The following is a 14,188-nucleotide window of genomic DNA, read 5'->3' on the forward strand; positions in this document are numbered from 1 at the left end:
TCTCCTTTAACCAAACGCCCTTGCGCCGGAGATCGAGACGACCATGTTGCACGCCGTCGTGATGGCCGGAGGGAGCGGGACCCGGTTCTGGCCCAAGAGTCGCCGCAATCGACCGAAGCAGCTCCTGAGGCTGCACGGCGATTCGACGATGCTCCAGCAGACCGTGGAGCGGATCGCCCCGCTGACTGCCCCGGAGCGGACCTGGATCATCACGGGGGCCGACCAGGCCGAGGCCAGCCGCGGTCAGCTTCCCGACCTGCCGGCTTCAAACATCGTCTGCGAGCCCTGCCCGCGAGACACCGCGGCGTGCGTCGGCCTGGCCGCCACCATCGTGGCCGCCTCCGACCCCGACGCCACCATGATCGTGATGCCCGCCGATCACGTCATCGCGCCGGCCGAGACCTTCCGCAAGACCGTTCGCGCGGCCCTGGACGTCATCGACGCCGACCCAACCGCGTTCGTCACCTTCGGCATCCGGCCCACCCGGCCCGAGACCGGCTACGGCTACATCGAACGAGGAGAGCTGCTCGGCCAGCCCGGCGGGATCGCCCTGAACCGGGTCATCCAGTTCCGCGAGAAGCCCGACGCGGCCACCGCCGAATCGTTCGTGGCTGCCGGAAATTTCGCCTGGAACTCGGGCATCTTCGTCTGGCGGGCCCGCGCGATTCTGGACGCCCTCGCCACGCATAAGCCCGAGATGGCCAAAGGCTTGGAGCGGATCGGCCGGGCCCTCGGCACCGCCGACGAGGCGGCCGTCATCGCCCGCGAGTTCCCCGCGTTGGAGAAGATCCCGATCGACAAGGCCGTCATGGAGAAGGCCTCCAACGTCCGGGTGCTCGAGGTCATCTACGACTGGAACGACGTCGGCGACTGGCGGGCCTTGACCGCCCTGGTCCAGCCCGACGAGCACGGGAACACCATTCAGGGGCGCGTCCTGGCCCGCGACACCAGGGGCTCAATCCTCGTCGCCGATGATGGCGCCTTGATCGCCACCCTGGGTGTCGAGGATCTGGTCGTCGTCCAGTCGGGGGGAGCGACCCTCGTGGCCAGGATCGACCAGCTCGACAAGCTGAAAAGCCTGGTTGAGGGTTTGGGCGCGGCCGGCCTGGGTGACATCCTCTGACCCCGAAACCGACACGGGAGGAGGACCTGAGATGAGCATGACACGCATCCTGGGCCTCGACTTCGGCACCCGACGGGTGGGCGTCGCCGTCAGCGACCCTCGTCATTTGTTGGCCACTCCGGTCGAGGTCTATCATCGACGCGACCTGACCCAGGATGCCCGCCACTTCCGCCAGATCGTGGCCGACAATGACGTCGATCGTATCGTCGTCGGCCTGCCGCTGCACACCGGCGGAGGCGAAGGAGACCTGGCTAAGGCCGCCCGTGCCTGGGGCACCTGGATCGCCGGGATCACCGGCCTGCCTGTCTCCTATTACGATGAGCGATATACCTCGGTCGAGGCCGAGGAGACGCTGAGGGCGGCCGGATTGAAGGCGAAGAAGCGTCAAGAGTTGCGCGACATGCTGGCGGCCCGGATCTTGCTCCAGAATTACCTCGACGCCGGCTGCCCCTTGGACGAGGCGACCGCCACCTCGTTGATGGATCAGCCCATTCCCGATGAAGGCTGACGAATGGCCCGCTCCACGCTCATCGTCGGTTGCGGCTATCTGGGAATCCGAGTTGGCCGTCGCCTCGCCGAGCTTGGCGAGGTCGCCTACGGCACGACCCGGACGCCCGGCCGTTTCGATGAGCTTCAGGCACTCGGGATCAAGCCGGTCCTGGCCGATGTCCTGGACGAGTCGAGCCTGAAGGGCCTTCCGGCCGTCGATCGAGTGCTGCACTGCGTCGGTTTCGACCGGACCGGCGGTGTGCCGATCGCGGATGTCTATGTCGACGGATTGGCCCGAGTGCTCGAGCACCTGCCCGACTCGGTGAAGACGTTCGTCTACGCCAGCTCGACGGGCGTCTATGGTCGGGATGACGGCGGTTGGGTAGACGAGGCCTATCCGCCTGAACCCCGCGGCGACAGCGGGCGGGCCTGCCTGGCGGCGGAAGGCCTGGTTCGCGGGCGGGCAAACCTCGCGTCGGTCATCCTCCGTTACTCGGGGCTGTATGGGCCCGGCCGAGTGGTCCGGCGGGCGAGCATCGAGAAGGGAGAGCCGATCCCCGGCGACCCCGAGAAGTGGCTGAACATGATCCACATCGAGGACGCGGCAAGCGCGGCGATCGCGGCCCTGGATCGGCCGGAAGCCGGAAACCTGTACGTCGCCACCGACGACCGACCGGTCCCGAGGCGCGAGTATTATGAGCTGGTCGCCCAGGCCCTCGGGGTCGCGCCCCCTCCGTTCGCCCCGCCCAAGCCGGGAAGCGCGGCGGCAGGGCGTGACGATACCAACAAGCGTGCGTCATGCCGGAAGATCAAGGAGACGCTCGGACTATCCTGGACTTATCCGGACATCTCGACCGGTGTTCCCGCGGCGTTGCGAGCGACGGACTGAGCCGTGCGGACCCGGGTGAGGCCGTGCCCAGAGATCCAGGAGGCGGACGCCGATGCTGGACTTCTCGACCCTCGCCCGTCGTCCGCTGCTGTCGAGGCTGCTCGCCCTGACGAGCATGACGCTGGCGTTCCTCTGGGTGATGGCGTTCCTGGTCGTGTTGTTCAACCTCTTGCAGATGCCCACGGCATTCACACCGACCGGGGTATGGATCTCCGGTTGGCTACGACTGCTTGCCGGCGCGGATCCTCAGCTCTTCCTCGTGTTGCGAGGGCCGCTGGCGATCCTCCTGTTCCTGGCGGGGACGGCGACCGCCTGGGGCGATCCTCGAGGCCGGTTGATGCATCAAGCATGGGCCTGGTTCAACCTCGGAGTCTTCGCCTTCGGCCTGATGTTCGCCATTCGGTGGCTCCCGGCCGACTGGTTGAGCGCCGTCTACTCCTTGACCGTCATCCTCGTCCTGGAACATCCGGCCCTGGTCGCCGATTTCGAGCAGCTCTCGTTGGCCAAGGCCGAGCGTTCCCGAAGGATGACCGAACATTTAGAGCCCGACGACGAATTCTCTTGGGAGGACCCACTCTGATTGGGGCCGTCTCGGGAGGGTTTTTCGATGAACGATCGTCAATGGATTCAAAAGCCGGGCTCGGTCACCGCGATCGGCCTGATTAGCCTCGTCTGGTCGTTGGTTTCGCTGGTCGGCTTCGGCGCCCTGGCCCTGGCCGCCATCGGCCTGGGCACGCTCAGCTGGCTGGGCGGGCCGGTGTTCGGGGCGGTCGGACTGGCCCTCGGCATAGTCCTGATCATCCTGGCCGGCCTCAAGTCGATGCTCAGCTTGGTCCTGTTCTTTGCCGCCTGGAGGACGCTGGAGGGGAGGCCTTCGGGGCGGTCACTTCACCGTGTCTGGGCCTGGACCATCCTGGTGGTCGATGCCCTCGACCTGATCTTCACAGGCGGGATGGACCCGACTGCGTGGTGGGGCCTGGGGTACGCCTTCACGATTCTATTCATCACCGATCAGCCCGAGGCTCGGGCCTTCTTCGACCGCGAACAACGGGCCTGGTCAATGCCTCGCAAGGTTCGGTTCGATACGGACTTCTGAACGGCCCTAGAGTTGCTAACTTGAAGGGCCGAGCGCACGCGCATGCCGCGTGCTGACCCCAAGGCGTGCCCGGACGGCCGGGCACGCCCCCCAAGTCGAGGAGTCCGTCCGATGTCCCAGACGACGTTCGAGCGTGCGATCAAGCTGGCGGCGGTCAGCGGCCTGAAGGCCGCTCTCGGCCCGGCGTTGCTAGCCGCCTCTCGCAACCGGCCCGAGGCCAAGATGCTGGCCATCGCCGCGATGGGGGAGATGGTCGTCGATAAGCTGCCCTACGTCCCCAGCCGGTCGAGCTGGCCGCTGCTGATCCCACGCGCCGCGTCGGGTGCCTACGTCGCCAATGAGCTCGGCAAGGAAGATCCGTCGTCGGATCCCTGGATCGCCGCGGTCGGCGCCGCGGTCGCGGTGGGCGTCGGCACGTTCGCCCCGATCATCCGGGGCACGTTGACCCACGTCCTGGGCGTGCCCAATGCCCTGGTCGGCGTGGCCGAGGACTATCTCGCCCTGAAGCTGGGTGCCGAGGCTGTCGGCATGGATATGGAGCGGATCGGCGCGATCGCCAAGGAAGCGGTCGGCGATCTCGGCCTCCCCGTGGATAAGCTGTACGACGAGGTGGCCGAGCAGGTCCGTCCGATCCTGAAGTCGGTCGGTCAGTCGGTGGGCGCCGGCTCGATGTAACAGCCGAGCGGGCCCTTGGAAACGCTCATGCGCGGGTCGGCCCCGCAGGCAAGGACTTGCTCGCGCTTGAGTTCCGCCTTTTCTTTGTGCGTCGTATAGACGATCGCCCGCCCGGTGTTGTGGATCCGCCAGGTCAGGGTCTCGGCGGTCGCCAGCGGGTGGGCGAACAGCTTCGTCAGCAGGTCGATGACATATTCGAACGTGTGTTCCTCGTCGTTGAGGATGATCACGTTGTACGGTGGCTGGCGACGTGTCCTGGTTTCCTGGTCGGTCGCCGCCTTGGGCCGGGTCAGGGTGCGGACGACCGTCTGGGTCTCGCCGCCCGCTTCTTCGGTTTCGTAAGCGTCGCTCATGGCCGAAGCCTCGGAGGAATTGGACACGGGGGCCGCCCTCCTTTAGAATAGTCGGACGAATGAACGTGCGGTAGGTAAAATTTGAAGGGGACGGTCCGAGCCGGCCCGAGGTATCGATGCCCGAGATGACTAGCGGTACCGCCTTGCGGCATTTGCAGGCCGCCCAGGCGGGGATGAAGAAGGTCCGGCAAGCGATGCGACTGGCCAAGGGAGACCCCGACTCGCTCGTCCGGATTTCCCGGGCGGGTTGGCAATCTCTGGCCGCGACCCACAAGCAACTCTCCGAGATCCCTTACGAAGCGGCCAGCGAGCCGGTGATGACCAAGCAACTGGCCGTCCAGCGCTATGCCACGTCGCTCCTGGTCCGGCTCCGGCGGATCGCCCGCAACGAGGTGGGGACGGTCGACGACGATTCCGACGACCTGGACGATTGACCCCGAGCCGACCTCCCCTGATCCCAACCGCCGCCTCGACCCCGGACCTTGCCCGTGTGCCCTGCGCCCATGAGTCGCCCGCCGCGCGTCCCGAATGACGCGCCCGATGTCGCCCCATTGCCCGACCGCGGGCTCGAGCAGGAAATCACCCCGATCAGCGTGGCCATCCGGGCGAACGGCTTCCACCCGTTCGTCTACAAGAAGATGGTCCTGGGACCGACCGGGTCTGCTCGTCCGCGCGACGGGGACATCGTCCGGGTTGTCGACCGCGACGAGCATCCGATCGGCTATGCCCTCTGGAACGCCCGATCGCAGATCGCTCTGAGGATTCTCTCCCGTGCGGAAACCCCGCCCGCGACCGACTTCTGGGTCGATCGCGTCGACCGCGCCATCGACCTTCGCAAGAACATGCTGGGGCTCGACGCCCAGACGAACGCCTATCGGGTGATCCACGCCGAGGCCGACGGCCTCTCCGGCCTGATCGTCGACCGTTACGACGACGTGCTCTCCGCCGAGATTTACAGCCTGGGGATGTACCAGCGTAGTGGCGCGATCCTGCGTCTGATCGCCGACCGGCTGGGGACGAAGCACGCCCGGGTCCAGGTCGACGAGCGCATTGCCCTGGCCGAAGACTTCCCGGGCCGCCCCGCCGCCACCCCGAGGGTGCCACCGAAAGTCACGATCAAGGAGAACGGCCTGCGCTATCGGGTGCTGTTCGAGCACTCGCACAAGACCGGCTTCTTCTGCGATCAGCGGGACAACCGCCGCGACCTTGCGAAGTTTACGGTCGACCGATCGGTGCTCGACCTCTGCTGCTACACCGGCGGATTCGGCATCAGCGCCCTTGCCGCGGGCAAGGCGAAGGATGTGACGTGCGTCGACCTCGACGAGCGTGCGATCGCGATGGCTCGCGACAACGCCAACGCCAACAACGTCAAGCCCACGCTGGTGCATGCCGACGCCTTCGGCTACATGCGTCAGATGGGCATGAACCAGAAGCAGTACGGCGTGGTGGTTCTCGATCCGCCCAAGCTGATCCCGGGCCGGCTGGACATTTCCAGCGGCAAGCGGAAATACTTCGACCTGAACGTGCTGGCGATGGGGTTGGTCGAGCAGGGCGGCTTGCTTCTGACCTGCTCATGCTCGGGCCTGCTCTCGCCGGAGGAATTCCTCTACCTGCTCCGCGCCGCGGCGCGCAAGGCGGGCCGAGGGGTGCAAGTCCTGGCGATGACAGGCGCGGCGCCCGATCATCCGGTCGGCCTCGATGCGCTCGAAGGGGCCTATCTCAAGGCGGCCTGGCTGCGGATGGGCGACAAGTTCGCCCCGCCCGGAATGGCCTTCAGCCCCGAGAGTGACCGCGACGGCAATGCCGAGGGCGACGGCGACGCGGAATGATCACATCGCGGAAACGGTCGACGAGAGCTCATCCGGCCTGGACAAGGCAGGGGGGGTGGCAATGCCTAGTCTGACGGTCGAAAATTACGTGAAGATGATCTTTCAGATCTCCTCACGAGAGTCTGGCCGGCCGACCGTTGGCACGGGCGAGCTTGCCAATGCGCTCGACGTCTCGCCGGGCACCGTCACAGGGATGCTCAAGACGCTCTCGGAGTCCGACCTCGCCACCTATACGCCGTACGAAGGCGCGCAGCTCACGAGCAGCGGCCGCCGGCTGGCTCTGGCGGTGATTCGCCGTCATCGCCTGGTCGAGCTCTTCCTGGCGCGGACCCTGCAAATGTCCTGGGACGAGCTGCACGACGAGGCCGAGAACCTGGAGCACGCCGTCTCCGATCGCCTGGTCGACCGGATGGACGCCTTCCTCGGCTACCCGGCCGTCGACCCCCACGGCGACCCGATCCCTCAGGCCGATGGGACCCTCAACGAGCCGACCTGCGAGGCCCTGGTCCAGCTGGCACGCGGCAGCCGGTTCCGGGTGGTCCGGGTCGTCGATCAGCACCCGGCCTTCCTGCGATACCTGACCGAGTGCGGCGTCGAGATCGGCGTCGAGGGGACGTTGCTCGAAAATCGGCCCGAGGCGGGGGCGGTCGTGATCGTCCTGAGGGATCAGCCGATCGCGATGGGCGTCGACATCGCCGGCAAAGTCCTTGTCTCCCCAATCGACGGCACAGGCCCCACCGCCGCCGGCTGATCGCGGCGAATTCGCTCCGAGGGCGCGTCCGGGGCACCGATGAAATCGGAGTCGAGAGGTCGTCGCCCGAGACGGGTGAGCCTCGGTGGATCCGGTCGTCGGGAGGAAGCCATCATGGATGGTGCGGTTGGGAATTCCGGCGGGCCGAGCCGGCTGTCGAAGCGTCGCAAGCCTGGCATTGAACCTTGCGAGGGGCGCCTGCTCCTCTCCACGGTCACCGGTATCAAGCAGGCCCAGGTTCAGGCCCCCACGCAGACGAGGGCCCAGGCCGCCGCGGGCTTCCCCCAGAGCGGGGGTATTCTGGGCACGGCTCTCTCCACCGGGGTTGACCCCGCCGTCATCGCCGGCGGCGTGGGCGTGCCCACCCGGCACGAGGCGAGCCGGAACGCGTTCGTCGCCAAGTTCGCGGGCAACTACGACAGTGTCGGCGGGCGGACGAGCGAACTCGCCGCCACCACCAGGCTGGCCGCCAATGGCGCTTGGACCAATATCCTCAAGGGGTCAACCCTGGCGATCCTGTCGACACCCAAGCCCTCCGCGACGAACCCCGGCTTCGCCCAGGGGATCGTCGAGTTGAATCCTCGATCGATCAGCGTCACGGGCCAGCTCATCCTGCGAGTCGAGGGCACCGTCGGAGATACCAACCTGCCCACGCCCACGAAGCTGACCTGGGTTGTCGACCCCACCAGCAGCGGCGCCTACAACAACGCGACCGGGCAGGGGACCGTCGAGCTGCGGTATTTCCCCAAGGGACCCCGTAACGGCGGGACCACGGGATCCTTCCGCATGATCATCACCGGCACGCTCATCCGCTCCGGGCTCCCCTTCTGAGGGATGTTTCGCGGAATCGCGATGGCGATCAGGAGCGGATCGCCTCCTCGACACTGGCCGATGGCTCGCGGCCGACCCGGAACGGCTCCAGGTCGATCGCGGGCTCCAGGCCCAGCACCAGGTCGGCGAGGATCTCCGCGGTGGCCGGGGATTGTTGCAACCCGGCCCGCTTGTGCCCGGTGGCGACGTACAGGTTCGAGAGCCCCGGGACCGGCCCGAGATAGGGCCTGGTGTCGACACTTCCCGGTCTCAGCCCTGCCCACGACGTCTCGACCTCGGCGTGGGCCAGCGCGGGGCAGAGGATCAGAGCCTGCTCGATGAGCGACCTGACCTCGGGCTCGGTCGATTCGATGTCGAAGCCCGCGTCTTCCTCGGTGGCACCCATCAGCGTCCGGCCGTCGTCGCGGGGGATGAGGTAGTGCTTGCCGTGCTCGACGATCCGACGTAGCGCCGGTGTTTCACCGCGGAACATGACGATCTGCCCCTTCAGGGGCGGCGTCGGTACCTGGGCCCCGACCCCCGCGAGCAGGGCCTCGGACCAGGCGCCAGCGGAGACGATCGCCGCGCCGCACGGGATCGTGGCTTCGCTCGTTTCGACGCCCGTCACTCGACCTCCGACGCGACGGAATCCGGTGACGGCCCGACCTTCAAGCAGCGTCACGCCCCTCGCGCGGCAGGCCTCGACGAGCGCCCGGACGTGCCTCGGGTTACGGATCTGGGCGCGATCGGGCAGGAAGTACGCGAGGCGGATCGACGGGCCGAGGCCGGGTTCGACCCGGTGAAACTCGGACGGAACGAGCCGCTCGTAGGCGATCCCCTCGACCCTCCATCGGCCTGCCGTGGTCTTCAGGTCGAGCTCATCGCGGTCGGTGATCGCGACGTCCACGCCGCCCGTCCGGCGATATCCGTTGTCGATGCCCGTCTCGGCCCGCAGCCATTCCGTCCAGGCCGGGAACAGGGCCGCGGATCGCGCCCGCAGCGCCGCGATTGGGTTGATTCTGGGATTGGTCTGCTCCGGGGCGATCATTCCGGCGCCGGCCCACGATGCCGCGCGGCCCATCGCCTGCGATTCGACGACCGTCGAGCGGTGTCCGCGACGTGCCAGCTCGTAGGCGATCGACAGCCCGATCACCCCGCCGCCTACGATCACGACCTCAGTGGATTCGTCCATTACTTCCCGGCCCGCGCCCTGGCGGCCTGCCAGGTCGCTTCCTTGATTCGATAGACACCGCGAAATTCGCCCGCGAGCAGCAGGTCGGCCCCGTCCCAGCTGATCGATTCGATCTGATCCAGGACGATGAATCGGAGCGACCTGTGCGGCGTCAGCGTGCCGTCGAGCCCGCGATCATAGACCCGCACTCCCCCCATCCAGCACACGGCCAGCCGTCGCCCGTCATCCGAGAGCGAGCAGCCGGTCGCCGCGTCCTCGAACCCTTCAAGCTTGCCGAGCCTCACCGGGATCGCGGGCTTCGAGGGGCCGGTCGGGGTCATCGGGATCCTGAACAGGACCGCGTCGCGGCGGTCGAATTGCTTGGTGATCAGGATGATCGAGGTGCCGTCGAGGTAGAAGGCTTCGGCATCGAAGCGATTCTTCTTGCCGCCGTCGAATGCGTAGTGGATCGCCTCGCGGACGGGCAGGGGGCCTTCGGGGGCGGGCAGGGCGGGGTCGGGCTCGTCGATACGATAGATGGCACGATTCGCCAGGGCTCCGCCGTTGTTGCCGATGTCGCCGATCCAGATCGATCCGCGGTCGTCGACGATCAGCTCTTCCCAGTCGACATTCGGCGCTTCGACGGCATATTCGCGGATCAAGGACCCGTCGGCCCGCACGGCGAAGAGGGCCGGGGGGTTGCCCGAGTCATTGATAACCCAGAAGACCCCGGGGTGACGGCGGCTGCGGGCCAGGCCCGAGGCCTCGCGGATGGCCGGGTGTTTCAGGGTCCCGGCGCGTTCGAGCTTGACCTTGTCATCGGCGACGCCCGGCGAAGCGACCAGGGCCAGCCAGACTGCTGTGACTGCCGTCGTATTCAACGATTCTTCCCCTCGACGCCTGGCGCCGGATGACGCCCCTCCGCTATCAGACCCAATCTGATGAGTCCCGGTCAACCGAGCCCCGTCGGCTGGCCCTTGTGGGCGGCCCTTCGAGCGGTCACATTGGGGGCGACTCCGGCCGGATCGGACCGGACTTCCTCAACGATGCGCAGGTCGACATCCCATGGAAAGCCCGCAAGTCCGCCCCGGTCTCGTCAAGGACGAAGGACCGATGACCCGCGTGGTGGCGTTCTTCTATAACGCCGCCCAGGGGAACGTCACGATCCAGATGCTCGCGGCCATCGGCATCCCCAGCGACAAGCTCGGAGTGACGCCGCCCGAGAAGATCGAGACCGGCCAGGGGATGCTGCTCTCGATCCCCTGCCCGGACGAGAAGAAGCTGCAAGCCGTCGAGAAGCTCTGCCGCCAGCAGGGGGCTGAAGTCCACCGCCAGCGCCGCTGAGGGAGAGGGAGGCGAGACTCTGGCGGGGGGGCTTCGCGCCTGCTACGATCCGGCCCGCCAAGCCCGGATGACCCCGCCCCAACTCCCCCCTCCCGAGAGGACTGCGATGCGTCTGCCCAAGCCCCTGGCGGCCCTCGGCACCTGCCTGGCCGCCCTCATCCCGCTCTGCGCCCTGGCCGACTCGCCGGCCGTTCCCGACTACGCCAAGAACCCGCCCAAGGTCGAGTCGGGCCCGCCGGTCTTCGCCTTCAACGGCAAGGACCTGACGGGCTTCTACCCCTACACCCACAAGAACAAGTTCGCCGATCCGGACAAGGTCTTCACCGTGGTGGACGGCCAGATCAGGATCTCGGGCGAAGACTTCGGCGGCCTGGCCACCGGCGGCAACTTCAGCGATTACCACCTCGTCACCGAGTGGCGTTGGGGGACCAAGACGTGGCCTCCCCGAGTCAAAGCTTCGCGCGACTCGGGCATCCTGCTCCATTGCGTCGGCGCCGATGGCGCGGTCGGCGGGCACTGGATGGAATCCCAGGAGTGCCAGATCATCGAGGGGGGCGTCGGCGACTTCATCGTCGTCGCGGGCAAGAACAAGCCGAACATGACCTGCGAGGCGCGGCTCGGGCCCGACAAGCAGCTCTACTTCGAAAAGGGGGCGCCCCCCGTCACCCGCGACGCGGGCCGCATCAACTGGTGGGGCCGAGACCCCGCCTGGACCGACACGCTGGGCATCCGCGGCAAGCGCGACGTCGAGAAGCCGACGGGCGAGTGGAATCGACTGGAAGTGATCTGCGATGGCGGCAATATTTCCGTGATCCTCAACGGATTGCTGGTCAACCAGGCGAGCAAGTCGAGCCACACCGAGGGGAAGCTCCAGTTCCAGTCGGAAGGGGCAGAGCTGTTCTTCCGCAAGATCGAGATCAGGCCGCTGATCAAGCCGACGAAGTGAGCGGCGAGGGATGAAATTGAGGGGATGTGGTCCCAATCGGCCTCCACGGGCGTACAATCTAGGGCGTGCCCACGCATGTCCGGCCCGGGTCGAGAGCACGTCGACATGACCCATCCCCTCCGCATCTTCGGCCTGGCGATTGCGACCCTCCTGGGTTCGTCATCGCAGGTGCATGCCCAGGTCGAGGGAAACAACCCGGCGATTGGCCGCGGCGTGGCCTTCCTGCGAGGTCGCGCGTCGGGCGGCATGCAGGTGGGCGAGTCGGCCCTGATGGCCTTGGCCCTGATCAAGGCCGAGGTCCCGCCCGGCGATGCCGCGCTCGGCCTGCTCATCTCCAAGATCATGACCCGCTTCCCGGGCGGCGGCAGTTATGACCCCGAGCGACGCGGCGGGCATGACATCTACGAGGCGGGCGTGGTCACCCTGGCGCTGGTGAACCACGACCCCAAGGCCCACAAGCCCCTCATCAAGGCCGTGGCCGAATACCTGATGTCGAAGCAGAAGCCCAACGGGTCGTGGGACTACGACGCGCGGACCGCCGGCGACACGTCGATCAGCCAGTACGCGGTGCTCGGGCTCTGGGAGGCCGAGAATGCCGGCGTCGACGTCAGCCCCGAGGTCTGGGACCGGGCGGCGCAGTGGTATCTGTCGGTGCAGAGCCCGATCGGCAGCTGGAACTATCACCGGGACGACGGCGCCTCGCCCGAGACCGTCTCGATGACCGCCGCGGGCCTGGGCAGCCTGCTCATCTGCCAGCGTCAGCTCAACCTGCACCGCCAGTTCGCCAGCGTCTCCAACCCGCTGCTCATCCCCTTGAACCCGATCGGCTCGGGCGGACGGAACCTGCTGTACAAGCCGACGACCTCCAACCCGCGCATCAGCCAGGCCGTGGCCCGGGGGATCAACTGGATCGGCCGGAACTTCTTCATCGGCGGCGATGCACGCACCGGCATGTCCCGCTATTACGCCCTCTACGGCGTGGAGCGGCTGGCCGCCCTGAGCGATCGCAAGATGATCGGATCGATCGACTGGTATGCGATGGGCGAGCGGTACATCCTGTCCGCGCAGAAGCCCGACGGCGGCTGGACGGACCGGTTTGGCGACGAGGCCGAGTCCTCCTGGGCATTGCTGTTCATGACCAAGTCGACCGCCAAGTCGATCAAGGCGGTCGAGGTCCGACGGCTGGGGGCCGGGACGCTGCTCGGCGGCCGTGGCCTGCCCAAGGATCTCTCCAACCTGACCGTCGCGGGCGGGCGTGTCGTCGTCAGGCCGATGAACGGGGCGGTCGAGGGGATGCTCGCCGTTCTGGAAGACCCCCGCGCCACCGATGCCGACGCGGCACTGGCCGGACTGGTCACACGCTACCGGACCGAAGGACCCTCGGCCCTGAAGCCGCAGCGTGATCGATTCCTCAAGCTCATCGGCGACCGAGATCCGGGTGTCCGCAGGGTCGCGGCCTGGGGGCTGGCGCGGATGGGAGAAATCGACCTGGCGCCGAGCTTGATCTCGGCACTGAACGACCCCGATGACGCCGTGGTGGGCGAGGCCCGAGCGGGCCTGCAACTGCTCAGCCGCAAGCCCGAAGGCCTCGGCCCGCCGATTCCCCCCACGGCCGAGCAGCGAGCGGCGGCCGTCAAGGCCTGGGGCGACTGGTATCGATCGACCCGGCCGATCAGCCTGGACGATGAAGAGGAGCAGAAGAAGCCTCAGGCCCCCGCCGCCAAGACCGATGCGAGGGCCACGCCATGAGCGCCTCGATTGCGTCACCGACGGGGAAGGTCCCCGCGCGGGTCGATCCCAGGGTCAGGGGCGAGTCGGACTTCGACCGCGTCAGCTCGATGCTGATGGCCGTCGTCGTCGGCACCAGTCTGGTGGTCGGCTGGCTCTTTCTCGTCTACCTGACAAACCAGGGGTACAACGGCCGGGTCGCGGCCCCGCTGGAGATCGTCGATGTGTTCGGCGGAGGCGGCGGGAGCCCTGACGGCACGCCCGGCTCGACCGAGTCGATCGACGTGCCGGGCGCCGAGGCGGGGGCCGTGGCGTCGAACAACGAGGAAGTGGCCGCCGACTTCGAAGAGCCCTCGGTGATGAACACGCCCGCGGCGATGCTCGACGCCGTGTCCGAGGCGGGCGAGAGCCTGGCCGAGGTCGACCTGGGCGCGGTGATGCCCAACGGCGGCGCCGTGGCCAGCGGCAAGAGGTCATCGAAGCTCGGCACCGGAGGCCCCGGCCTAGGCTTCGGGCCCGGAGACGGCGGAGTCCCGCGCGAGCAGCGATGGAGCATCCTCTACAACCCCGGTCAGACCGCCGAGGAATATGCCCGCCAGCTCGACGGACTCGGGGTGGAACTCGCGGTAGTCTCGGGCAAGCAGATGCTTTACGCCTCGGGGCTCTCGTCGGACAAGCCCAGGGTCCGCAGCGGATCGGGCCAGGGGGACGACCGGCTCTACTTCCTCTGGCAGGGCCAGGGGCGCAAAGGTTCCGACGTCGCCTTGCTGAAGAAGGCCGGCATCGACCCCGGCGAGATGCCCCTGTTCCATTTCTACCCGAAGGGTGTCGAACAGACCCTGGCCCAGCTCGAAGTCAGATACAAAGGGCGCCAACCCATCGAGATCCGGATGACCCGGTTCAATGTCGTGCCCAAGGGTGACGGCTACGGCTTCGACGTGATGGCCCAGGATTTACTCCGCTGAGAGACGCCGCGGCGGGCCG

The 14,188-nt window shown here is 67.4% G+C and carries 17 protein-coding genes; 14 read left to right on the plus strand and 3 right to left on the minus strand.

Features of this window, described 5'->3' with window-relative positions:
• Positions 1 to 43: 43 nt before the first annotated feature.
• The 6 genes from EP7_RS06020 to EP7_RS06045 all read left to right on the plus strand — a co-directional run bounded on the left by EP7_RS06020 (position 44) and on the right by EP7_RS06045 (position 4,272).
• Positions 44 to 1,123 carry a mannose-1-phosphate guanylyltransferase gene (locus EP7_RS06020; protein WP_463526828.1) on the plus strand — a complete coding sequence of 360 codons (1,080 nt, stop codon included), beginning with the start codon at positions 44 to 46 and terminating at the stop codon, positions 1,121 to 1,123.
• Between the two features lie 31 nt (positions 1,124 to 1,154).
• Entirely contained in the window at positions 1,155 to 1,631 is a 477-nt protein-coding gene (gene ruvX, locus EP7_RS06025) for a Holliday junction resolvase RuvX (protein ID WP_463526830.1), read from the plus strand.
• Between the two features lie 3 nt (positions 1,632 to 1,634).
• On the plus strand, positions 1,635 to 2,501 hold the full coding sequence (locus EP7_RS06030; protein ID WP_463526832.1) for an NAD-dependent epimerase/dehydratase family protein: 867 nt from the start codon (positions 1,635 to 1,637) through the stop codon (positions 2,499 to 2,501).
• 52 nt (positions 2,502 to 2,553) lie between these two features.
• Entirely contained in the window at positions 2,554 to 3,081 is a 528-nt protein-coding gene (locus tag EP7_RS06035; protein WP_463526834.1) for a hypothetical protein, read from the plus strand.
• Positions 3,082 to 3,108: 27 nt separating this feature from the next.
• Positions 3,109 to 3,597, plus strand: a complete 489-nt coding sequence (locus tag EP7_RS06040) for a hypothetical protein (RefSeq protein WP_463526836.1) — start codon at positions 3,109 to 3,111, stop codon at positions 3,595 to 3,597.
• A 111-nt stretch (positions 3,598 to 3,708) separates the two neighbouring features.
• Positions 3,709 to 4,272: a hypothetical protein gene (locus EP7_RS06045; RefSeq protein WP_463526838.1), complete on the plus strand. Its 564-nt coding sequence runs from the start codon at positions 3,709 to 3,711 to the stop codon at positions 4,270 to 4,272.
• Here the strand turns inward: EP7_RS06045 and EP7_RS06050 are convergent.
• The gene (locus EP7_RS06050) at positions 4,245 to 4,625 is read right to left on the minus strand and encodes an ATP-dependent Clp protease adaptor ClpS (protein ID WP_463526840.1); all 381 of its coding nucleotides are present in this window, start codon (positions 4,623 to 4,625) and stop codon (positions 4,245 to 4,247) included. The two genes, EP7_RS06045 and EP7_RS06050, sit on opposite strands and share 28 nt — an antisense overlap.
• A gap of 116 nt (positions 4,626 to 4,741) precedes the next feature.
• Here EP7_RS06050 and EP7_RS06055 point away from each other — a divergent pair, with 116 nt between their 5' ends.
• From EP7_RS06055 to EP7_RS06070, 4 genes are all read left to right on the plus strand, one after another.
• The gene (locus EP7_RS06055) at positions 4,742 to 5,059 is read left to right on the plus strand and encodes a hypothetical protein (RefSeq protein ID WP_463526842.1); all 318 of its coding nucleotides are present in this window, start codon (positions 4,742 to 4,744) and stop codon (positions 5,057 to 5,059) included.
• Between the two features lie 117 nt (positions 5,060 to 5,176).
• Positions 5,177 to 6,454, plus strand: coding sequence for a class I SAM-dependent rRNA methyltransferase (locus EP7_RS06060; RefSeq protein WP_463526844.1), 1,278 nt, complete (start codon positions 5,177 to 5,179; stop codon positions 6,452 to 6,454).
• Positions 6,455 to 6,515: 61 nt separating this feature from the next.
• Complete coding sequence (locus tag EP7_RS06065; RefSeq protein WP_463526846.1) at positions 6,516 to 7,205, plus strand: metal-dependent transcriptional regulator; 690 nt, start codon at positions 6,516 to 6,518, stop codon at positions 7,203 to 7,205.
• Positions 7,206 to 7,319: 114 nt separating this feature from the next.
• A complete protein-coding gene (locus EP7_RS06070; protein ID WP_463526848.1) occupies positions 7,320 to 8,036 on the plus strand; it encodes a hypothetical protein in 717 nt (238 codons plus the stop codon).
• A gap of 28 nt (positions 8,037 to 8,064) precedes the next feature.
• Here the strand turns inward: EP7_RS06070 and thiO are convergent, their stop codons facing one another.
• The gene (gene thiO, locus EP7_RS06075; protein WP_463526850.1) at positions 8,065 to 9,207 is read right to left on the minus strand and encodes a glycine oxidase ThiO; all 1,143 of its coding nucleotides are present in this window, start codon (positions 9,205 to 9,207) and stop codon (positions 8,065 to 8,067) included.
• Entirely contained in the window at positions 9,207 to 10,067 is an 861-nt protein-coding gene (locus tag EP7_RS06080; protein ID WP_463526852.1) for a hypothetical protein, read from the minus strand. The genes thiO and EP7_RS06080 overlap by 1 nt, the downstream gene beginning before the upstream one ends.
• Positions 10,068 to 10,299: 232 nt before the next feature.
• On the opposite strand from EP7_RS06080, the gene EP7_RS06085 reads away from it, so the two are divergent.
• From EP7_RS06085 to EP7_RS06100, 4 genes are all read left to right on the plus strand, one after another.
• Positions 10,300 to 10,530: a hypothetical protein gene (locus EP7_RS06085; RefSeq protein WP_463526853.1), complete on the plus strand. Its 231-nt coding sequence runs from the start codon at positions 10,300 to 10,302 to the stop codon at positions 10,528 to 10,530.
• 106 nt (positions 10,531 to 10,636) lie between these two features.
• Positions 10,637 to 11,476, plus strand: a complete 840-nt coding sequence (locus tag EP7_RS06090) for a 3-keto-disaccharide hydrolase (RefSeq protein WP_463526854.1) — start codon at positions 10,637 to 10,639, stop codon at positions 11,474 to 11,476.
• A 105-nt stretch (positions 11,477 to 11,581) separates the two neighbouring features.
• Entirely contained in the window at positions 11,582 to 13,225 is a 1,644-nt protein-coding gene (locus tag EP7_RS06095; RefSeq protein ID WP_463526855.1) for a HEAT repeat domain-containing protein, read from the plus strand.
• Positions 13,222 to 14,169 carry a hypothetical protein gene (locus tag EP7_RS06100; RefSeq protein ID WP_463526857.1) on the plus strand — a complete coding sequence of 316 codons (948 nt, stop codon included), beginning with the start codon at positions 13,222 to 13,224 and terminating at the stop codon, positions 14,167 to 14,169. Before EP7_RS06095 ends, EP7_RS06100 begins: the two co-directional genes overlap by 4 nt.
• Positions 14,170 to 14,188 lie beyond the last annotated feature (19 nt).

It is taken from the genome of Isosphaeraceae bacterium EP7 (assembly GCA_038400315.1).
GTDB lineage: Bacteria > Planctomycetota > Planctomycetia > Isosphaerales > Isosphaeraceae > EP7.